This window comes from Streptomyces sindenensis (assembly GCF_014649035.1).
GTDB lineage: Bacteria > Actinomycetota > Actinomycetes > Streptomycetales > Streptomycetaceae > Streptomyces > Streptomyces sindenensis.
Genome location: NZ_BMSG01000010.1, coordinates 178,133 through 201,105, shown reverse-complemented (window position 1 = coordinate 201,105; position 22,973 = coordinate 178,133). Strand labels below are relative to the sequence as shown.

The window sequence follows — 22,973 nt, the reverse complement described above, 5'->3', positions numbered from 1 at the left end:
ACATCCCCGCACCCGCCATAGCGTCATAACTACCCGGGTAAGACAGAATGTTCGCCCCCGCGACAATCGCCGTATCACAGTCCCCGTAACGGAGACTCAGACACGCCTCATGCAAAGCCACCAGACCCGACGAACAAGAAGTATTGATCGCCATACTCGGACCCGAAAGATTCAGGAAATACGCCAACCGCGACGCGAGAATCGACGTCGCGTTCGCCGTGATGCTCTCCGATTCGTCGACCAGGAACCGGTAGTCGCCCTCCTCCACGCCGACGAAGACACCGACGCGGTCCCCCGCCACGGCAGGGTCGCCGTATCCGGCGTCCTCCAGGGCGCGCCACATCTCCTGAAGCAGCAACCGCTGCCTCGGATCCATCAGCTCGGCCTCACGCGGCGAGATCTCGAAGAACAACGGATCGAACTCCGCCACCCCCGGCATCTCCCCCATCGGACGCCCCGGACCCCAAGCCGGCGACCGATCGGACGACACCTCACCCACCACACTCCGGCCCTCGGCCAGAATGTCCCACAACTCCGACACCGTCCGAGCACCCGGGAACCGACCACTCATCCCCACGATCCCCACCGGCTCCACACCCGCCGGCACCCCCAGCCCCCGCGACCGACGCACAAGCGACCCGGCACGCTTCACCCGACGCCGCCCGGACACCACCGCCGGAACCACCGCCGACGCCCCCGCAACACCACCCTCCTGATAGAACGCACCCAGCACATCGCCGTACACATCCAGGAGATGACCACCCAGACTCACCAACGTCGGATGACTGAAGAAGACATCCGGCGTCAACTCGACACCCAGCCGCTCGCCCAGCACACCCGCGAACTCGACCAGACTGATCGAATCGAAACCGTAGTCCTGAAGGTTGACGCCGTCCTCGACCCGGTCCAGGGGAAGCTTCAGCAACTGCGAGACCGCGCCCTTGAGGTCCTGGTCGAGGCATTCGGCGACCGACCAGCCGGCCGTCTCCGCCCGCCGCCCGGGCCCCGCGGCCACCTCGGCCCCGCCGTCCGGCACCGGTGCGGGGCTCTCCGCCCCGTCGGTCTCCCAGGTGAGGCCACGCACCCGCAGCAGCACGGTGCCGTCCTCGGCGCAGACCGCGACGTCCTGCTCGGTGTCCCGGCGGTCGACCACGGCCCAGGCGGGCGAACCGGCCCCCAGGGGCGCGAACTCGACCTCGCGTGCCGTGGACGGACGTGACTCGGGTGCGACACAGCCCTCCAGCGCGGTCACCAGCGCCAGCGCCGGGTCCCCGGTGACGCTCAGCTCGATGACGCTCCCGCTCTGGGCATCCCGGTCCAGGCGCTCCCGCCGCTCCGCGGCCCCCACCAGGGTGACGGTGCCCTCGGCGGTGACCAGCTCCTCGTCGGCGGTGCCCCCCTCCCGGTCGGAGGCGCCGGGCTGCTCGACGTACACGGTCCACTCGGCGTCTTCGGTCCTGGCCGGCCGCAGTGACACATGGACCAGGCGCCCCTCTTCTCCCGCCGGGGGCCCTTCGTACCAGGCGACATCGGAGAGCCGCACCGTGTGCGTGCCCTCCCCGGCCCCCGGTACGGCACGCAGCGCCGCGGCCCGGGCCATCTCCAGCTGCGCCGCCCGGGAGGGGGTGTCCGCCAGTCGGGAGGAGAAGCGCTGGTTCTCCAGGTCGGAGGTGTTCTCGTGCAGCAACGGGTGCAGGCGGCCCGCTCCACCCGAGGACGCCGGGGCGCCGCCGCCGGTCGGCAGCCAGTAGGACTCCTCCGCGAACGGGTAGCCCGGCAGGCTGATCCGCGCCGGGGCGTCCCCCTCGCGGTGCAGGCTCCGCCAGTCGACCGCCGTGCCGGCGACCCAGGCGGCGACCAGCTCGCCCGCGTCCCGCCGCCCGTCCCCGGCGGCGTCGGGTTCACCGGCGCGGACCGCGGCGGCCCCGACCCGCCCGGCCGACACCCCGTGTCCGTCACCGGTACCGTCCAGGAAGGCGGCCAGCTTCCGCTCGGCCTCGTCCAGCCCGGCCGCGACGAAGCCCATCCGGTGCGGCATCGCCTCGCGCCCCACCTGGAGGGTGAAGCCGATGGACGGCAGGTCCCCCTCCTGGTATCGGCCGGTGCGCAGGGCGGACAGCAGACGCTCGGCGCAGACCCGCAGCCGCTCATCCGTCTTGGCCGAGAGCACGATCGCGGTCGGCCCGCCGTGCGCGACGGCGGCCCGCACGGGGCTGGGCGAGAGGTACTCCGACACGATCAGGTGCGCGTTCGAGCCTCCCGCCCCGAACGAGGAGAGACCCGCGACGCGCGGCAGCTCCCTCGTCCGCCCGTCGGTCTCGACGGTCGGCCGGCTCCATTCCTCCACGCTCCGCTGCACCCGGAACGGGGTGGCCCCGAAGTCGATGAACGGGTTGAGCACCTCGGAGTGCAGGGACGGCACCAGGGTGCCGTGCCGCATCTGGAGCAGGATCTTCGTCAGGCCCGCGATACCGGACGCGGCCTCCGCGTGCCCGATGTTGGACTTCACCGACCCGATGGCACACGTTCCGGGGACGCCGTCGAAGGCCCGGACGAGTCCGCGGATCTCGATGGGGTCGCCGAGCTTGGTGCCGGTGCCGTGCGCCTCGACATAGCCGATGGTCCGCGGGTCGGTCCCGGCCTGCCGCAGGGCCGCCTCGATGACACCGCCCTGCGCGTTGGGGTTGGGCACGGTGTAGCCGTTGGTGCGCCCCCCGTGGTTGACGGCGGCGCCGCGGATCACACCGTAGATGTGGTCGCCGTCGCGCACGGCCTGTTCGAGGGACTTGAGCAGTACGGCGCCGACGCCCTCGGCGGGCACATAGCCCTCGCCCTCGTCGCCGAAGGACACGCAGCGGCCGTTCGGGGACACGAACTTCCCCTGTGACAGCAGCAGATACTTGTTGGGGTGCAGGGAGACGTTGACCCCGCCCGCGATGGCCACACCGCTCTCGCCCCGCCGGATGCTCTCGCACGCCTGGTTGATCGCGGTCAGTGAGGACGAGCACATGGTGTCGATCGCGAGCGACGGGCCGTGCAGGTTCAGGTGGTACGACACCCGGTTCGCCATGGAGGCGAAGTTGCCCGCGGTGGCGAGGGGAGTACCCGCCGCCTGCTGGTCCACACAGAGCAACTGGTAGTCGGCGGTGGTCACACCGACGAACACACCGGCCGCGCCCCGGACGCCGTCCTGTGCTCCTTCGCCGAGCTCCAGGTCCCGGGGGGTGTATCCGGCGTCCTCGATGGCCGCGTACGCGCACTGGAGGAAGAGGCGCTCCTGCGGGTCCATCATCTCGGCCTCGCGGGGCGCGATGTTGAAGAACAGCGGGTCGAAGCGGTCCACGCCGTCCAGCCAGCCGCCCCAGTTGCAGGTGATGGCGTCAAAGAAGGCGCTCCGGTCCCACCGTCCGGCGGGGGTCTCGGTGACGCAGTCCCGTCCCTCGACCAGGTTGTCCCAGAACGCGTCGAGGTCGGCGGCCTGCGGGTAGCGGCCCGCCACACCCACGATGGCGACGTCCAGGGGGCCGCCGGCGGACTGCGCGGGGTGCCGGGTGCGTCCGCGGCGGCTGACAGCGGCTTCCGCCACAACGGGTGCGACGGGTGCGACGGGTGCGGAACCCGGCTCGCGGTCCGCCGTCGCGCTCTCCCCGCCGAGGACGCGGGCGAGTTCGGCGGCGTGCGACTCCCGGAGGTATCCGCAGAGTTCCATGACGGTCCGGTACTCGAAGAAGAGCGTCTTGGGCAGGGTGCCCAGGTCGTCCTCCAGCACGTCGGTGAGCGCGAGCACGGTGATGGAGTCGATCCCGTACTGGTCCAGGGACGCGTCCGCGTCGATGCTGTCGGCCGGGATCCTCATCTCCCGCGCCATCACCCCGGTCAGGTAGGCGACCACGGCTTCCTGGTCGACCGCCACGGCCTGCGACCGCTCCCTGGGGGCGGTGGAACCGGTGCCGGTGAGCCGGTCCACGGTCTCCGTCAGCCGGGCGGGTTCACGCAGCGACAGGCACAGCGTGTGCGGGGCGTCGCCGTCGAGGGCGTCGTAGAACGCGGCGATCCCGTCGGCGCGCGGGATGGGCACCAGGCCCGTGTCGGCCTCCATCCGGGCCACGGCCTGCGGGTCGATCGTCATCCCGCCGTCGCGCCAGAGGGACCAGTCGACGGCGAGGGTCCGGCCGCGCCGCTCCCCCGCCCGTACCTGCTCCTCGCGGTGCACGGCGAAGTGGTCCATGAAGGCGTTGGCCAGGGCGTAGTCCGCCTGGCCCGCGTTGCCGAGGCTGCCCGAGGTGGACGCGAAGCAGACCAGGAAGTCGAGATCGAGTGCGGCGGTGGCCCGGTCGAGGTTGACCAGCCCGTCGACCTTGGGCGCCAGGACCTCGCGGATGGCCTCGGGGCTCTTGCGGATGATGTGGGCGTCGCGGTTGATGCCGGCGCAGTGCAGTACGCCCAGTGGTCCGTCACCGGACGCGGTGATGTCGTTCACCAGGTCGGTCACGGCGGCCGGGTCCGTGACATCGGCCTGCCGGTAGCTGACGCGGGAGCCGGCACCGTCCGCGCCGAGTCCGGCCAGGGCGGCGTCGACGCCGGCGTCGCGGGCGCGGCGCCCGGTGAGGACGAGGCGGGCGCCGGGTGCGTGGCGGACGATCTCCCGGGCGAAGAGGAGCCCGAGGCCGCCCGCGCCACCGGTGATCAGATAGGTTCCGTCGGCCCGCCACGGCAAGGTGCCGGATGCCCGGTCGGCAGGGGCGGTGCGCGGCAGCGGCCGCCACCGGGACAGCATCCGCCGGCCCCCGGCGTAGCGGACCTCGGCGGCGATCTCGGGGGCGTCCGCCTCGGCGTCGAGGAGGGCGGCCACCCGCGCGGGAACCGCCGCGTCTCGGGTGAACGGCTCGTCCAGGGAAACGAGTTGGGCGACGAGTTGCGGGTTCTCCCGGTGGGCGCTCTTGAGCAGGCCGCTGAGTCCGCCGTAGACGTGGCGGTCGGTGCCGCCGGGCACGACGACCTGGAGCAGTACCTCATGAGCGGGCCTGCTCACCAGGATGCGGCGCACCTCGGTGAAGAGCTGTTCGGCGGCGCTGGTGAACCGTTCGGCGGCATCCTCGCCGGTGGTGCTCAGCACGGTGACGTTCACAGGCCCGGCGAAGGCCCCGGCGGGGGCCGTGCCGGTGTCGCAGAGGACCACCTCGCGGGAGCGCCAGTCGCGCGGCGCGGCACCGGTGGGCAGCGCGGCCTCGGCCCACTCCTGCCCCAGCAACCCGGTCGCCGACGGCGCCTCGGCGGGAGTGTCGGGGCCCAGGGCGAGGCCGGTGAAGCGGACGGCGACCCGGCCGGAATCCTCGCAGAGGTCGATGTCGAAGCGGTACTCGTCCGTGCCCGGCGCGGAGGTCCGTCGTACCACGGCCCAGGCCGCGGGCGCGGCACCGAAGATCTCCGCCCGGTCCAGACCGGCCGGCACCCCGGCCGCCGTTCCGATCGACGGGTCGCTCTCGGCGGCGGCCAGCAGCGCGTCGTCCAACGCCCCGAAGGGCAGGACGACCCGGTCGTTCACCTCGGTCCGCGGCAGGCGCGCCACCACCAGGGCGGGGTCCTGGCGGGCCTGTTCGCGCAGCGCCTCCAGGTCGGTGTCCGGCGCCTGCGGGGCGGGCACCGACCGGGTCGCGTCGCCCTGGCAGTGGACGGTCGTGCGGCGGGGATCGGCGGTGCCGTCGCCCGAGAAGATCTCGAAGCCGATGTCGCCGCCGCGTTCCGGGATGACGGCGACGTGCAGGTCGATCGCGCGGCCCGTGGCGCGCACCGGGCGCAGCCAGCGTACGGAGTGCAGCCGCACCCCGGCGGTGCCGGACTCGTTCTCCCGGGTCGCCTGGTGCACGGCCTCGCGGGCCATCTCCAGGTGCGCCGCCGCGGGCAGGCGACGGTCGCCCTCCTTGCCGACGAGGAGTTCGTCGGCGGGCAGCAGGACGGAGCTGTAGCGCTGTTCCGTCAGGCTGGAGGTGTTCCGCTGCACCAGGGGGTGGGTGGGCTCCGGGGCCGTGACGGTGACGCGGCTCCGGGACGCCGCCGGCCAGTACTGCTGCCGGGCGAACGGGTACGGCGGAAGGGCGACCAGTGCGGGCGCCTCCTCGAAGAGTCCTTCGCCGCGCAGGTCGTAGCCCTGGCAGTAGAAGTCGGCCAGCGCCAGGAGCAGTTCCTGGTACCGCTGGTCGTCCCGGCGGCGGGCCGTGGCGTCCGCGACCAGGTCTCCTACGAGGCTGTGCGGGGTGAATTCACGGGTCACGGTGCCCTGGTAGACCTTGCGGGGCTTCTCGCCTCGCGCGGCCTCCCGCAGCAGCCGGACGGCGTCGTCGAGGTCCTGCGCCACCACGGCGCAGCGGTGCGCGAAGTGGTGCCGTCCGGACATCAGGGTGTGGCTGACCGAGGCAAGGTATCCGGCCCCGGCGCCCCTGGCCCCCTCCAGATGGTCGGCCAGAGCGGTCAGGGCATCGGCGAGTGCCGGGGACGTCTTGGCGGAGATCGGCAACAGGTAGGAAGCCAGGGTGGGTTGGCGGTCGAGCAGCTCCCGCTCGGCGCGGACGGTGGCACCGGCCTCCAGCACCACATGGGCATTGGTGCCGCTCATGCCGAACGCGCTGACCGCGCCCCGCGCGGGCTGCGGGCCCTGCGGCCAGGCGCGCCGCTCCCGGTTGACGTAGAACGGACTGTCCTGCCACCGGATGTAGTCGCTGGGCTGTTCGCAGTTGATGCTCGGCGGGATCGTCTCGTGCCGCATGGCCATCACCAGCGTCATCACGCCGACCAGGCCGGAGGCCGCCTGGGTGTGCCCGATGTTGGGCTTGACCGAGGTCAGCGCGCAGAACTCCCGGCGCTCGGTCCGGGAACCGAACGCCTCCGCCAGTGCGTTGATCTCGATCGGGTCGCCCAGCCGGGTGCCGGTGCCGTGGGAGACGACGTACTCCAACGACTCCGGGGAGATCCCGGCGCGCTCGTAGACCTGCCGCAGCAGCCGGCTCTGCGCGGCACCGCTGGGGGCGGTGATGCCGTTGGTCCTGCCGTCGTAGTTGACTCCGCTCCCCAGTACGGTGGCGTAGATCCGCTGGCCGTCACGTTCCGCGACCCGGCGCTTGCGGAGTACCAGGACGGCGACGGCCTCACCGGGCACCATGCCGTCCGCGCGCTCGTCGAACGCTCGGCAGACACCCTCGGGCGACAGCATCCCCGCGGCGGCCATCGCGTCGTAACTCCGGGGGTCCGCCAGGATGTTGGCGCCCGCGACGATCGCGGTGTCGCAGTCCCCGTACCGCAGGCTGAGGCACGCTTCGTGCAGGGCGACCAGGCCGGAGGAGCACGTCGTGTTGATGGCCATGCTGGGCCCGGCCAGGTTGAGGAAGTAGCCCAGGCGGGACGCGAGGATCGCGTTGCTGTTGGCGGTGACTCCCGCGTCCTCGCCGACCAGGTCGCGGAAGTCGCCCTCCTCGACACCGACGAAGATGCCGACGCGGCTGTCGGTGAGCCGCCGGGAGCCGATCCCGGCGTCCTCCAAAGCCCGCCACATCTCCTGGAGCAGCAGCCGCTGCCGGGGGTCCATGGTCTCGGCCTCGCGGCCGGATATCTCGAAGAACAGCGGGTCGAACTCGGCGATGCCGGGCAGTACGCCCATCCGGCGGCCGCCGCCCCAGGCGGGGCTGCGGTCGGCCGGCACCTCACCGACCACGCAGTCGCCCTCGGCCAGGACGTGCCACAGCTCGTCGACGGTGCGGGCACCGGGGAAGCGGCCGCTCATCCCGACGATCGCCACCGGCTCCGGTCCGCTCCCGGTCTCCTCCTCGGCGCCTTCGGGCTCGGCGGCCCTCGCCGGAGCGCTCATCCGCAGCAGCCGCCGCCGGGGCCCGCGGCCGTCCTGCCCGGCCCGGGGCACCGTACGCTGCCGGGGGCCGGGAGCGGGCCGGGACGCCGCCGGTGACGGCGCGGACTTCTGCCCCTCCCGGTAGAACGCCTCCAGCACCTCCCGATGCGCGTCCAACAGATGGACACCGAGGGCGGACAGCGTGGGGTGGCTGAAGAAGACGTCGGGGGTCAGCTCGACGCCCAGGCGTTCACCCAGTACGCCCGCGAACTCGACCAGACTGATCGAATCGAAACCGTAGTCCTGGAGATTGGCGCCCTCGTCCAGCTTGGCCACCGGAAGCTTCAGCAACTGCGAAACGGAGTCCTTCAGTTCCCACTCCAGGCACTCCGCCACCGGCCAGCCGGCCATCTCCGCCCGGCGCCCCGGGCCGGGCTCGACGACCGTCTCGGCGGCCTCGCCCTCGGAGCCGTCCTCGTGCGGCGGGCGCGGCGCGGCGGTGCTCTGCTCCTCGGCGGACACCCGCAGTCCCCGGAAGGCGACCAGGCTGGTTCCCCGCTCGTCCACGAGGTCGACGGAGAGCGTGGCCTCCCGCCGGCCCGACGCGACGATCTCCACGGCGCCCCGCACTGCCGCGTACCGGGCAAGTCCCGCGTAGGTGACCTCGTCGGCGCTCAGCAGCGCCACCTCGTTCCCGCCCCAGCCGCGGTCCCGCGCCACCGCGGCGAGGCACCGGGCGAACTGCCCGGGGACCACCACCGCGTCCGTCGGACCGGCCGCCTCGCCGAGATCCACCAGGAGCGAGCCGGGCCGTGCGGGGGTCCCGTAGGTGTGGATGTCCACCCGGTCGGGCGTCGCCCCGGGCAGGACGGCGACGCTGCCGCCGCTGCCGGCCTCGTCGTTGGAGTCGGCGGTCACCGCCCACCCGTCGCCGTCCGCCCCGGGATACAGGTCGACGTGGACCTGTTGGCCGGGGCCCACCACCACCGGCTCGCCCCACTCCACGTTCGTCATCCGCACGACGGGGCCCGCGTCACCGGTGAACTCCCCCTTCTCCTCGGCCGCGAGGATCACCGCCGCACGCACCATCTCCAACTGAGCGGCGCCCGGCAGAACCTTGGCACGCGAGGCGTCCATGGAGTTGAACATGTGGATCTCTTCCTTCTGCGTAAGGTGCCGCTGCTCAGCTGGAGGTGTTCTCGATGGGGATCAGCAGGTCGTTCAGGAAAGCCTCACGGCCGGTGAACTGGGAACTGAACCGCTGGATGAGCGTGCCGTCGGAGTCGTCGCCGCCGACCGCGGGCCGGACCGCTCCCGTACCGCGCCGCTCCAGCTCCGCGCCGCTTCCGGCGGACGGGGCCCAGTAGCGGTCGGTGGCGAACGGGTAGCCGGGCAGGCTCACCAGCGGCGGCCGGTTCTCCCAGATACCGGAGAACGCCGCCGTGTAGCCCTGGCTGTAGAACTCCGCGAGCGCCGCCAGGTGGTCCTGGTGCCGCTCGGCGTCGTGCCACACCGCCCTGCTGGCCCGCACCAGGCCGTCGATGAGCCTGCCCACGGTGCCGTTGGGCCGGAAGTCGCGACTCACCGTGCCGCGCACCACGTTGGGGATCTTGGCTCCGGCCGCGGCCTCCCGCAGCAGGCGTACCGCGTCGTCCCGGTCCTGTGCGATCACCGCGCAGCGATGCGCGAAGTGGAACCGGCCCGTGATCAGCGTACGGCTGACGGAGGCCAGGTAGCCGCCGTCGTCGTGCGGGCTCCCTTCCAGGTGGTCGGCGAGGTCGGTCAGCCGCGCGCCGAGCGCCTCCTGCGTCTTGGCGGAGACCAGCAGCAGTTGATGCCGCGGGGGCTGCTGCTCCTCCGGCGGGGTCCGCCATCCCGGCGCCGCGGCGGGGGCCTCCAGGACGACGTGCGCGTTGGTCCCGCTGACTCCGAACGAGCTCACCGCGCCCCGGCGGGGCCGGCCGGGCACACAGGGCCACGGCGTGGACCGCCGGTTGACGTAGAAGGGGCTCTTCTCCCACTCGATGTAATCGCTGGGTTCCTCGCAGTTGATGCTCGGCGGGATGGTCTCGTGCCGCATCGCCGTCATCAGGCAGATCAGGCTGACCAGGCCCGAAGCGGCCATGCTGTGACCGATGTTGGGCTTGACCGAGGTCAGCGCGCAGTAGCCGGTGCGGTCGGTGCGTTCGGCGAACGCATCCGCCAGCGCGTTGATCTCGACCGGGTCGCCCAGCCGGGTGCCGGTGCCGTGGGTGACGACGTAGTCCAGCGAGTCCGGGGCGATGCGGTACCGGTCGTAGACCGAGCCGAGCAGCCGGGTCTGGGCGGCGCCGCTGGGCGCGGTGATCCCGCTGGTGCGCCCGTCGTAGTTGATGCCGGTGCCCAGCACCGTGGCGTGGATGCGCTGCCCGTCGCGTTCGGCGGCCTGCTGCTTCTTCAGTACCAGCACGGCGACCGCCTCGCCGGGGACCATGCCGTTGGCCCGCTGGTCGAAGGCGTAACAGGTCCGGTCCGGGGAGAGCATGTTGGCCTTGTCCATCACCACGTAGTCGTGGGCGGAGGACATCAGGCTGACCCCGGCCACGATCGCCGTGTCGCAGTCGCCGTGCCGCAGGCTCAGGCAGGCTTCGTGCAGCGCGACCAGGCCGGAGGAGCAGGCGGTGTTGATGGTCAGGCTCGGCCCGGACAGGTTGAGGAAGTACGCCAGCCGGGAGGCGAGGATGGAGGTGCTGTTGGAGGTGACGGTGTCCTCCCCGTCGACCAGATAGCGGTAGTCCCCCTCCTCCGCTCCGACGAAGATCCCGATGGTCTCCTCGGCGACGGTCGTCTCGCCGTAGCCGGCGTCCTCCAGGGCGCGCCACATCTCCTGCATCAGCAACCGCTGGCGCGGGTCCACGAGTTCGGCCTCGCGGGGCGACATCTCGAAGAACAGCGGATCGAACTCGGCGATGCCCGGCACGCTGCCGAAGGCGTACCTCGGGTGCGGCTCGCCGTCTTCGCCCGGCTCATCGGCGCTGCTCCAGTCGGCGCGGCGGTCGTCCGGGACGTCCCGGACGACGCTGCGGCCCTCGGAGACGATCGACCACAGTTCGTCGACGTTCCGCGCGTCGGGGAAGCGCCCGGCCAGGCCGACCACGGCGATCGGCTCGTCCCGGGGTGCGGCCACCGCACCCGGTGCGGTGCGGCCGGCCGGCTCGGCGAAGCGGTCGGAGGTCCGCCTGCGCTCCCGGCGGGCGGCGGGCCGAACCGCCGCGGCGGGTGTGCCCTGACGGTACAGGGCGTTCATCCGCTCGGCATGGACGCTGAGCAGATGCCCCTCCAGACGACGCAGCGTCGGATGGCTGAAGAAGCGGTCGGGCGTGAGCAGCACGCCGAGCCGACCGCTCAACTGCTGGGTGAACTTGGCGAGGTTGAGCGAGTCCAGCCCGTAGTTGGCGAGGTTCTCCTCGGGGTCCAGCTCTTCCGCGGGAACCTTGAGCACCTGGCCGGCGGCGTCGGCCAGCTCCCACGCCAGGCACTGCGCCACGGTCCATCCGCGCATGTGGGCCCGTCGCCCGTCGCCCGCCGCCTCTCCGGCGGACGGCGCCCCGGCATCCGCCGCCCGGGTGAGCACGAGCTCACGCACGGTCGCGACCACCGTGCCGTCCTCCGCGGCGAGTTCGACGGTGAGCGACCGGGTGTCGTCGTCCGCCGTCCCTTGCGGGGCGACCAGCGCCCAGCGGGCGGACCGCGCCGCACAGCCGAGTCGCGCCTCGCCGACCGAGACGGCGTCGCCCTGCGCACTCCCCCAGCCGAACGCCCGGCGGGCCGCGGCCACACAGAACTGGAGCTGCTCCGGTCGCAGCACCATCCCGAGGTCGCTCGACTCGTCCGCCGGAACCGGGAGTTCGAGCAGGAGACGCCCGGCTCCCGGCGCGGTCCGCAGCGTGGTGAGCGGCAGCACGACGTCACCGGCGGGTTCGTCGGCGACCGTGGCGGACCCGTCGCAGACGAGGAACATCTCGCCGGTCCCGTCCGTCGTGTCCTCGCAGAACACGGCCCAGTCGACGGTGCTCTCCCCGGACTTCCGCAGATCGACACGGACCTCCGCGGTCGGGGAGCCACCGGCCGGCGAGGCGGCCTGCTCGTACCAGACCACCTCGCGCAGGGTGACGTCCTGCTCGCGGCCGCCGAGTCCCAGGACCACCGCGGCACGGGCCTGTTCCAACAGCGCGCCGGGGATCAGGGCGCCGCCGCCCGCCTCACCGGCGGCGTGGGCTCCGGCGGCCTCGAACCAGCTCTCCCGGCCGGTGAAGGCGGCGGCGAACCGCTGGCACAACATGTCGGACACGTTGCGGTGCACCAGGGGATGGAGCTGTGCGGCAGCGGGAGGAGCACCCGCGGTGGTCTCCGTCGCCCTCGTCACCCAGTAGTCCGCGTTGTCGAAAGCGTAGGTCGGCAGGTGCACTCGGCTCGGCGGGGTGGCGCCCCACAGTCCGGCCAGCGGTGCGGGCTCGTGGCCGAGGCAGTAGGCCCGCGCGAGGTGCAGCAGTCCCTCCCGGACGCGCCCGCCGTCGGCCCGGGCGACCAGCGTGGACAGCTCCCGGGTCTCGGCGGCGGTGGGGTCGAACCCCCGGGGCACCACGCCACGTTCGATACCCGACCCGGCCTGCCCGGCGGCGGCTCGGCGCAGCGCCGCCACGGCGTCCGCACGGTCGCCCACCACCAGCGCGCAGCGCCGGGCGAAGTGGTGGCGGCCGACGACCAGAGTGCGGCTCACCGAGGCCATCAGGCCGGGGCCCGTGTCGTCGGGGAGTCCGGCGAGGTGATCGGCGAGCTGCTCCATCTGCCGCACCAGCGCCGTCTCGGTCTTCGCGGACAGCACCAGCAGATGGCTGGGCGCGGCGGGCTGGGCCCCGATTCGGGCGAGTTCGCCGCGCTCGGTGCCGTTGCTCTCCACCACCACGTGGGCGTTGGTCCCGCTGAAGCCGAACGCGCTGACCGCCCCGTGACGCGGCAGACTCCCGCCACCGGGCCAGGGCCGCCGCTCCCGGTTGACGTAGAAGGGGGTGGTCCCCCAGTCGACGAAGTCGCTGATCTCCTCGCAGTTGATGCTCGGCGGGATGGTCTCCCGCCACATTCCGGCGACCAGGCTGATCAGGCTGACCAGGCCCGAGGCGGCGAGGCTGTGACCGAGGTTGGGCTTGGTCGAGGTCAGCGCGGCGAAGCCGGTGCGGTCGGTGTGCGGCCGGAAGGCCTCGGCGAGGGCATGGATCTCCACGGGGTCGCCGAGCCGGGTGCCGGTCCCGTGCGTCACGATGTGGCCCAGGGTCTCCGGGGAGATACCCGCACGCTCGTGCACCTCTCGCAACAGGCTTGTCTGCGCAAGGCCGTTGGGGGCGGTGATGCCATTGGTGCGGCCGTCGTTGTTGATGCCGCTGGCGAGGATGCTGGCATAGCCGCGGAGGCCCTGGCGGGCCGCTCCGTCGCGCCGTTTGAGCACGACCGCCGCGACGGCCTCGCCGGGCACCATGCCGTCCGCACCGCTGCCGAAGGCACGGCACACACCCTCGGCGGAGAGCATCCCGGCGCCCTCCATGCCGTCGTAGTCGCGCGGGGTGGCCATCAGGTTGGCGCTCGCCACGATGGCCGTGTCGCAGTCCCCGTGCCGCAGGCTCAGGCATGCCTCGTGCAGGGCGACCAGACCGGAGGAACAGGCCGTGTTGATCGCCAGGCTGGGCCCGGTCAGGTTCAGGAAGTACGAGAGGCGGGAGGCGAGAACCGCGTTGTGATTGGAGGTGATGGCCTCCTCGGAGGCGGCCAGCAGACGGTAGTCGCCCTCCTCCACACCGACGAACACCCCGACCCGCTCCGCCGACAGTTGCTGCCGGCCGCATCCCGCGTCCTCCAGCGCCTTCCACATCTCCTCCAGCAGCAGCCGCTGCCGGGGGTCCATGGTCTCTGCCTCGCTGGGCGCGATCTCGAAGAACAGCGGATCGAACTCGGCGATGCCCGGGACCCAGCCGACGTGGCGCTTCCTGCCGTCGTCCCACTCGCGCCGCTCGGGGGGCATGGCGCCCACCGCTCCCCGGCCCGCCGACAGGTTCCGCCACAGCTCGCCGACGTCACGGGCCGCGGGGAAGCGCCCGCTCATGCCGATGATCGACACCGGCTCGTCCTGCGGTGCCGACCGTGCGGGTACGGGGCCGGAGACGGGCCGCTGCGCGCTCGCGGGCTGTTGGCCGTCGCGTGCCGGCGGGGCGGGGACCTCGGTCCCAGGAGCCGGTGTGACGGGCGCCGCCGGGGCGGGCGCGGGCCCGTCCGAAGAGGACGCCGAGGACGCCTTGGGCGCGAACCGGCTGCCTTCGGGACGTCGGCTCCGCAGGTTGGCACGGCGACGCGGTGCCGGCACGGCAGGTGGGGCCCCGGCGCCCTCCGCGGGCTCCGCGCCCCCGGACCCCTCGGAAGGGGGCGCCGACCGTACGGGGGCGGGGGGCCGGGACTCGGTGTGCACGGTGGCGGGCTGCGCCGCCCGGGGACGGTAGCGGTCGGCCAACCGGTCGAAGTGGTCGGCGAGCAGGTACTCGTGCAGCGTACGCAGGTTCGGGTAGCTGAAGAAGACGTGCGGGGTGACGTCCACGCCGAGGCTCTCGGTGAGCTCTCCCGCGAACTCCACCAGCGTGATGGAGTCGAAGCCGAACTCGCGGAAGTTCTCGTCCACCGCCAGCTTGTCCGGGGGCACCCGCAGGATCTGGCTGACGACGTCGTTCAGCTCACGCCTCAGCCTGTCCGCCACCTGGTCGGCCGCGCTCTCGGCAGCGCTCCGTCCGGCGGCCCCGGCGAGGTGCCCGGAGGCATGGCGGGACGGCGGGTCCCCGGCGACCGGGTCCGCCACGGAATCCGGTGCCGCTGCGGCGGCCGGTGCGGCCGACGCCTCCGCGGAGCCCGGCACCCGGAGCATCGTGCGGATACGGTCCCGCTCCCCCGCCAGGGCCAGATACGAGGTGCCCGGCTGGGCCAGCAACAGCCGGAACAGCCCGGTGCCCTCGGCCGGCTCCAGGTACCGCTGCCCGCTGGACCTGAGATAGAAGTCCCCGGCGGTCTCGTCGGAGAAGTTCATGCCGTCGCTGCGCCACAGCGGCCAGCTGATCGCCAGCCGCCCGGCGCCCGCGGGCTCGCTCCGCGCCAGCATCTCCGCGTACGCCACCTGGAACCGGTTGGCACCGGCGTAGTCGCCACTGCCGAAGTCGCCCAGCACGGCCGCGCTGGAGGAGAAATAGCAGACGAAGTCCGGCGCACCTCCCTGGTCGGCCCGGGTGGCACGCAGCGCGCTCTCCAGCGCGACGGTCCCGGCGACCTTGGGCGCACGGACCCGTGCGAAGGTCGCCGCATCCCGCTCGGCGATGCTGCCGTGCTCTTCCACTCCGGCGGCGTGCAGCACCCCGTCGATCCGTCCGAAGCGGCCCACCGCGCTGCGCACCGCCTCGGTCAGCGCCACCGGATCGCACACATCGGCCTGCCGGTACAGGACGGCGGCGGCTCCGGCCCGGTCCAGCTCGGCCAGCCGCGCCCGCACTCCCGCGTCCTCGGCCGGCCTGCGCCCCACGATCACCAGCCGGGCCCGGTACTCGCGTGCCAGCCAGCTCCCGAAGATGGCGCCCAGCCCGCCCGCACCACCGGTGATCAGGTACGTGCCGCCGTCGCGCAGCCGGTCCCCGGCGTCGTCGACCGGACGCAGCTCGACCGGACGCACCTGCTGCACCCAGCGCCGCCCGTCCATGTGCAGGGCGCTGACGGGCTGCGCGCCGACCTCGTCGGCCAGGATCCCGGCCAGCCGGCCGGTCGCCTCGCCGTCCAATCCGAGGACCGTCACGGAGGTGCCCGGCAGGACGAGCGGAATCGACCGTTCGAAGCCCAGCCAGGACTCGACCGCGCACCGCTGGCCGCCGTCGGCGAACGAACCGCCGAGCAGGATGCGCCCCGGCACGCCGGCCGGGCCCTGCTGCGCCTCCTGTGCGACGGCCCGCAGGAACGCGCGCAGCGGTTCCGGGTCGGTGTGCGAGCCGTCGGCCGTACGCTCCGTGGCCCACAGGTGGGCCACGGCGTCGATCGGGCCGTGGTCGGCGACCACGGTGCGGAGCAGCTCGCGGTAGCCCCCTTCGAGGTCTCCGCCGACGGAGAAGCAGTCCCGGCCGGTCCGCCCGAACCCCGGACCCGGCGTCGCGAAGACCACGTCCACGCCCGGGTGATCGGCGGTCAGCCGGTGCCGTATCTCCTCCTGGCCGCCCCCCTCGGGCAGCAGGACGAGGACGCGCCCGAGCCATACGCCCGGGGCTTCGGGTGTCGGCTGTGCCGCCTCCCACGCCTGGGTGAACACATGCAGGTCGTCCGGCATGGACAGGTCCGGATGGGTCAGCATGTCCCCTCATCTCCTCGGGCGAATCGAATGCCGGACAGGCGGATCAGCAGGTGGCCGTCCCGGTCGCACAGGTCAAGATCGGTGGTCCCCGGGGCGGCGCCCTCGGTGGCGACGGCGTAGGCGCTCTCCCCGCACGGGGCGTGGAAGGTGACCCCGGCGACCTGGGAGGGCTCCAGCCGGGCGGGAGCCCCGGAGCCGCCCCGTACCGCGGCGACCAGGAGCGCCGAGGTCAGCAGGACGGGGTGGGCGACGAGGGCCTCCGGGTCCGGGCCGGCAGCCGCCGGCGGGAGCCTCAGCTCGGCGAGCAGGTAGCCCTCGCCCTGTCGTAGCTCCACCAATGCTTCGTAGCAGGCGCCCAGTCGCAGCCCCGCCCGTCCGAGGGCAGCCCGGTGCGACGCGGGGGTGCCGAGTGGTGTGCTGCCGTCGAGGAGGCCCCGCAGGTCGATACGGTCTGCCGCGGTGGGCGGTACGAGGGTGGCACGCCCCTGGCAGAGGACCCGCACGTCGTCGCCGTCGGCGGACGTGTCGTCGGGCTCGTAGCAGTCGAAGTCCACCGAGCCGTCGACGTTCTGCGCGAGCCCGATGTCGACCGGGCGGGAAGCCCCGAGGTGGCTGCCGTGGGACTCGTACCAGGCGAGTTCCACGAGGCGCACCCCGGTGTCGCCGGCGTTCCGGCCGTGGGCGAGGGCCACCGCGGCGCGTGCGGCCTCGATCCACACAGCTCCGGGGAGGCAGGGGCGGCCGTCGACCCGGTAGTCGGCCGCGAGGGGCTCTTCCTCGGTCCAGTGGGACCGGAAGCGCTCCTCGGTGAAGTCCGAGACGTTCCGGTGCACCAGCGGGTGCGGGACGGTGACGGCTGCCGCCGTGGGGGCGGCCACGGCAGGAGCCGCCGCGGCCAGCCGGTCGAGCAACGCCTTCGCCTGGTCTCCGGCGGCCGTCAGCCCGTCGACCACGCCCCGCAGGTGGCGGGCGTCGAAGGCCGGCGGCACCGCGTCGGACACCGGCGTCCGGGCCGGCTCGGCGTCGCGCAGCCAGTGCCGTACCCGGGCGAACGGGTAGAAGGGCAGGTCGGCATGGTGCAGCGGACCATCGTGCAGATCCGCCCAGCGCACTTCCGCGCCCGCGACCCATGCCTCCGCCAGACCGGCCAGGTCGCGGGCCTCCAGCGCGTCCCGCACCGTGGTCTCGAACGACTCGGGGGCCGGGCGCGGCTCGTCCGGGCCGAAGGCGGTGATCCAGCAGCCCTCGTCGGGCGGGCTGCCGGCCGCGGCGGCGGTCAGCACGTCGGCCAGCCGGTGCGGATCGTCGACGAGGACCGCCATCCGGTGCGCCAGCGGCTGCCGCCGCATCTGCGACTGGTAGGCCACCTCCGACAGCCTGAGATCCCCGGCGTCGTCCTTGATCCGGGCCGCCACATCGGCGCAGTGCCGCGCCAGTTGGGTGCCGTCCTTGGCGGAGAGGACGACCAGGTGCGCCCCGTCGGCGGCGCCGCGGGGCAGCGGCGCTCCTGAGTACTCCTCGACCACCACATGGGCGTTGACACCACCGGCGCCGAAGGAGCTGATACCGGCCCGCCGCGTCCCGTCGATCGCGTCCCAGGGCATCGGCCGGTCCGGCACGAAGAAGGGGGTGGCACCGAACTCTATGTCTGGGTTGGGGGTTTCGGCGCCGGGGGTCGGCATGATGGTGCGGTGCCGCAACTGAAGCAGCACCTTGGTGAGACCGGCGATCGCCGCGGCTGGTTCCAGGTGCCCGATGGTGGTCTTGACGCTGCCCACCGCGCAGCGCGCACGCTCCGGCGACGCCGGACCGAAGGCCTTGGTCAGGCCCGTGATCTCGATGGGGTCGCCCAGCGGGGTGCCGGTGCCGTGCGCTTCCAGCACACCGACCGTCGCCGGATCGACCCGGGCGTCGCGCAGTGCGGCGGTGACCAGCTGGGCCTGGGCGTCGGGGCTGGGCACGGTGAAACCCTGGGTGCGGCCACCGGAGTTGGTCGCGGTGCCCCGGATCAGCGCATGGACCCGGTCGCCGTCCCGCAGGGCCTGCGAGAGCGGCTTCAGCAGGACCGCGCCGACTCCCTCGCCCATCACCATGCCGTCGGCTCCCGCACCGAACGCCCGGCATCGGCCGGTGCGCGACAGCATCCCCATGTGTGCGTACTGCACATGGCGCGAGGGGTGCAGAATCAGGTTGACGCCTCCCACCAGGGCGGCGTCCACCCGGCCCAGTCGCAGGTCCTGGGCGGCCAGGTGCAGCGCCACACCGGAGCTGGAACAGGCGGTGTCGACCGAGAGGCTCGGACCGGTGAAGTCGAAGGCGTAGGAGACCCGGTTGGCGATCTGGTAGTGCGCGGAGTACGGCAGCGTCGCGCGACCGTCGAGCGCCGCCTCGGCGCTGAGCACGGCGTAGTCCGGGGCCATCGCTCCGACGTACACCCCGACGTCACTGCCGAGTGTGTCGGGTGTGTGGCCGGCGTCCTGCAGGGTCTCGTAGGCGACTTCGAGGAACAAGCGCTGCTGCGGGTCCATGAGTTCGGCCTCACGCGGCGAGATGCCGAAGAAGAGCGAGTCGAACCGCGCGACATCGTCCAGCAGACAGGCCCACTTGGAGTACGAACCCGCCGGGTCGGTGCCCGAGGGGTCGAAGTACCGGGCGTGGTCCCAGCGTTCCTCGGGGATCTCGGTGACGCTGCTCTGGCCGCGCAGCAGGCGGCGCGCCAGCTCGTCCAGGTCCCGGGCGCCCGGGTAGCGTCCGGCCACCCCCACGATGGCGATCGGCTCGGAACCGCCGTACTCGGCGGACGCCGTCGCCGCGCGGGCCGCCGGCCTCCGTACCTCGTTCTCGGCGCGGCCCGGAGCCGGGGCCAGGCCGAGTCGCCCGGCGATGGCCTCGACGACGCCGCCGAGCGTGCGGTGCTCGAAGAGCAGCGTCCTCGGCAGGGGGCCGAACTCCCGCTCCAGGCGCACCGTCAGGTCCACGATGGTGAAGGAACTGAGCTGGAGCTCCTCCAGGGTCGTCCCCTCCCGGAGCCGGTCCAGCGGCACCCGCAGCACCTCGCGGAACGCCTCCCGCACCCCGGTGAGAACATCCCCGGTGCCACCGCTGCGGTCGTCCCCGCTCCCGTCCTCGGCGCGGGCGGGGAGCCGGTCGGCGGTGATCCGGGCGTGCACCTCGTCGATGCCGGTCAGCTCGGTGGCGATGGCCACCAGGGATTCAGGACGTACGGCCACCGCGGCGGACTCGGTCCTGTTCCTCTCCTCGGCCTTGTCCTGGCCGGAGGGTTCCGCTTCCGCCGCGGACGGCTCCTCCTGCTCGGCCGGGTCCACCGGCCGGAACGTCACCGCGGCCGCTTCCTCCGCGGGCAGCCGGTACACCAGGGCGCCGTCGGGGCTGCCGGACGCGCCGTTCTCCCCCGAGCCGGCGGACTCCGGTTCGGCGTGGTCCCCTGCGACGGAGTCCAGGAAGCGGCGCACCGGGGCGTTGCGCTCGGTCGGGCGGAACGGTACGTCGAGACGGTCGTAGCCGCCCCGCAGCGCCTGCTCGCCCAGGTGCGCGAGCACCTGGTGCTCCACGCCGCGTCCCAGTACCCGACAGCTCATCATGAGCCCGTCGACCACCAGCGCATCGCCCTCGCCGCGGGTGAAAGCGACGCTGACCAGACCGTAGTCCCCGAAGCGGTCGCTGACGACGGTGGCCCAGCAGGTGCCGCCCTCGTCGGCGAGGCCCCGGATCTCGGACTCGGTGCGACGCACCGCGGTGGTGTTGAACTGGTTGGTGCGGTACGTGAGCTGGGAGACCCGCGGGATCTGCTCGGCGGTGGCCTCCGCGATGGCGATGTCCAGGCCGAGGCCCTCGATGAAGGCCGAGTAGTCCATGGCCGACCTGCGGAACCGGTCGCGCTCCTGCCCGGCCCGGTAGTAGTCGGCGCGGCGGCCGTCCTCGGCGGTCACGTCGAGCTGGTCGAACACCCACAGGTGGTCGAGGAGCGCCGGGAACGCGGCGGCGTCCCCGGGAAGGGTGAGCGTGAGCACCTGCGGGTGCGCGGCGGCCATCTCCGCCGTCTCGACCGGGTTGTCGTCGAAGAAGACGAACGCGTCGAGCCCGAGACCGAGTTCCTCGGCCAACGCCGCCATGTTGAGGGACTTGGGCTCCCAGTTGACCCGCCGGGCCGCGATGTGTTCCGGCCGCAGCACCATGTCCTCGCGCTCGAAGACGGCCTCGACGTCCTGCTCGACGTTCTTGCTCGCCAGGGCCAGCAGCACACCGCGCTCCCGCAGCCCCAGCGCCCAGCGCTGCAGCCGCAGATGCCCTTCCTCCAGGACGACGCCTTCGGCCCCGTCCTCACCGCACACCCCGCGCCAGAGCGTGTTGTCGCAGTCCAGGACGAGCACCTTCGCGGGCGGTCGCAGCAGTGCCCGGACGGCGCGCATGGCCACGGTGGCGAGCGCGGTGTACGCCTGCGGGGTGTAGGGGATGTGCCCCAACTCCTCCCGCATCGCGTCGTGGTGGTCGTCCACCCGGTACAGCCGGCCGAAGTGGTCCCAGTCCAGCAGGTGCACTCCGGCCACCGGCTCCAGGGCGGCGCGGAGCGTGCGCTCGGCGGCGGCGAGGGCGTCGGCGCGGGTCTCGTCCTCCACGGCATCCGGGGATGCGGGACACAGCAGCACGACCAGCGGGACCCGGCTGCGCCCGGCGAAGGAGCTGACGGCGGCGGCGAAATCCTCGGTGATGCGCGAGAGTTCGTCGCCCGGCCAGTCCTGCAGCCGCAGCAGCAGCAGGTTGCAGCCCTGCCGGTTCGTGCCGAATTCGCTGTTGGCGTCCAGCAGTTGCTGGAAGATCTGGCCGTAGTCGGTGAACTCCACCCCCAGCTCCAGGCCGAGGTGGCCGCTCCAGAAGCGCAGCGCGCCCTCGATGGGCTGGGCGGTGAAGGTCGCCGAGACCACGAGCCTGCCGTCCACGGGCTCCCGGTCCTCACGGCCTCCGGACACCGCCGGTACGGGCGGCGTGGGATCGGCGGCCGGGGCTCCGGCGACGGACGCCGGGAAGTCCTCGACGAGCTCGACGTCCCGCCCGGACGCGGTGCCGGGGGCGCTCAGCCGCGCGACCAGGGTGGCGGCGACCACCTCCGGCTCCAGCGGCTGCTCGCCGCTCACCGGGGCGTGGGTGAGCGTGGTGAGCAGGCGCGGCGGCCGGGCCACCACGCACCGCACGCGGGGCTGCTCGGCGGCCAGCGAGCTCAGCAGGCCCTCCAGCGCCGTCTTCGCGGCCACGTAGTGCGGCCAGCCACGCGGTGGGTCGGTGACCGCAGCCGACGAGATGGCGAGGACGGTGCCGTCGTTCGCCGCCACGTGGGAGAGGAAGGCGGCGGTCGGGGCCTGCACCATGGCGAGCGATTCCCGTACGTACTCCACGAGACGGGCGCCGCCGTCGGCGGCGACGTCCATGTCGTGCAGCGGCGGGCAGGCGTTGAGCACCAGGAGGTCGCAGCGGCCCTGTTCGGCGAGCACGCGCTCGCCCAGCTCGGCGCACCAGTCGGGGTCGGCGCAGTCGCCGCCGGCGAGCAGCACGCGCCCGGCGGCGTCCCCGAGCGCGTCGCGTACCTCCTCGGCGGCTTCGCGGCTCCGGTGGTACCCGAGGTAGACGGTGCAGCCCTGGGTGGCGAGGGCCTGCACCAGCGCGGCGCCCAGGCCGCGGCTGCCACCGGCGACGACGGCGACCTTGCCGTCGAGCCGGTCCGAGGGCCGCAGCAGGGCGGTCAGCCGATCGATCCGCGTCGATGCCGCCTCGGCCCGGGCCCGCACCTGGATCTCCGCCTCGGCGACGGTCCGGGCGGAGCCGTCGTCCGGGTTCCCGGAACGCAGCGTGCCCGTCACGGTGAGTGCGGCGAAGTCGGAGTGGAACGCCGTTACCTCGGCTTCCCCCCACAGGGGGGCCGAGCCGAATGCGCCGGTGTCGTTGTCGTTGTCGTCGTCCGCGTCGGCGTCATCCGTGCCAGGGCCGTCCGTGCCGACGTCGTCGGTGCCTGACGCGGCCGGGAAGGTCAGCGAGATCCGGGAGAGCAGGGAGGACGCGCCGGGGAGTTCCATACCCGCGGTGTAGCTGCACCAGGCGAGAGAGGCCAAGTGGTCGGCGCCGACGCCCCGTTCACCGAGATTCCACTCCGCGACCAGGGCGTCCAGCTCGGCCCAGTCCGGAGCGTAGGGAGCCTCGGCGGCCAGCCCGGTGCGGATCTCCGTGACAGGACGGGCGGCGGCCGTGGTGCGGCTCCACACCGCGCCTTCTCCGGTGGGAAGTCCCGTGACCGGGGCCGCGGCGTCGGCGAATCCGGCGTCCAGGGTCAGCACGGGCCGGTCGCCGTCGAACAGGGACGCGCTGAGACGTGGACCGCCCTCCCCGTCGCCGGCCCCGCCCTCCTCCTCCTGGACCGCCCACCGGTAGGCGCGCCCGGGGAAGACCGGCGCGGGGAACCGGATGTCCAGGCTCTCCAGCCGCTGGCCGGGCCGGACGCCGATGGCGGCGAGCGTCCGTACCGCGGCGAGCACCCCGTGTGCGACGGGCTGCCCGAAGGGGGTCCGCCGTGCGTAACCCGCGTCGGTGTGCAGGGGGTTGTGGTCCCCGCTGGCACGGGCGAACCGCGCCACGTCGCTGCTGTCGAGGCGGACGGTGACGACGTGCTCGTCTCCGTGGCCGCCGGAGTTCGCGGGCGTGTTCATGCGGTCACCTCTGCGCTGTTCTCGC

General features: G+C 73.2%; 3 protein-coding genes. All 3 read right to left on the bottom strand.

The features are described 5' to 3' along the window. A partial coding sequence (locus IE145_RS14495; RefSeq protein WP_189525460.1) for an SDR family NAD(P)-dependent oxidoreductase occupies positions 1–8,986 on the bottom strand: 8,986 nt, incomplete at its 3' end. 34 nt (positions 8,987–9,020) lie between these two features. Further along, positions 9,021–16,235, bottom strand: coding sequence for an SDR family NAD(P)-dependent oxidoreductase (locus IE145_RS14490; protein WP_189525459.1), 7,215 nt, complete (start codon positions 16,233–16,235; stop codon positions 9,021–9,023). Next, complete coding sequence (locus tag IE145_RS14485) at positions 16,229–22,948, bottom strand: SDR family NAD(P)-dependent oxidoreductase (protein WP_189525458.1); 6,720 nt, start codon at positions 22,946–22,948, stop codon at positions 16,229–16,231. The genes IE145_RS14490 and IE145_RS14485 overlap by 7 nt, the downstream gene beginning before the upstream one ends. Between the last annotated feature and the right edge of the window lie 25 nt (positions 22,949–22,973).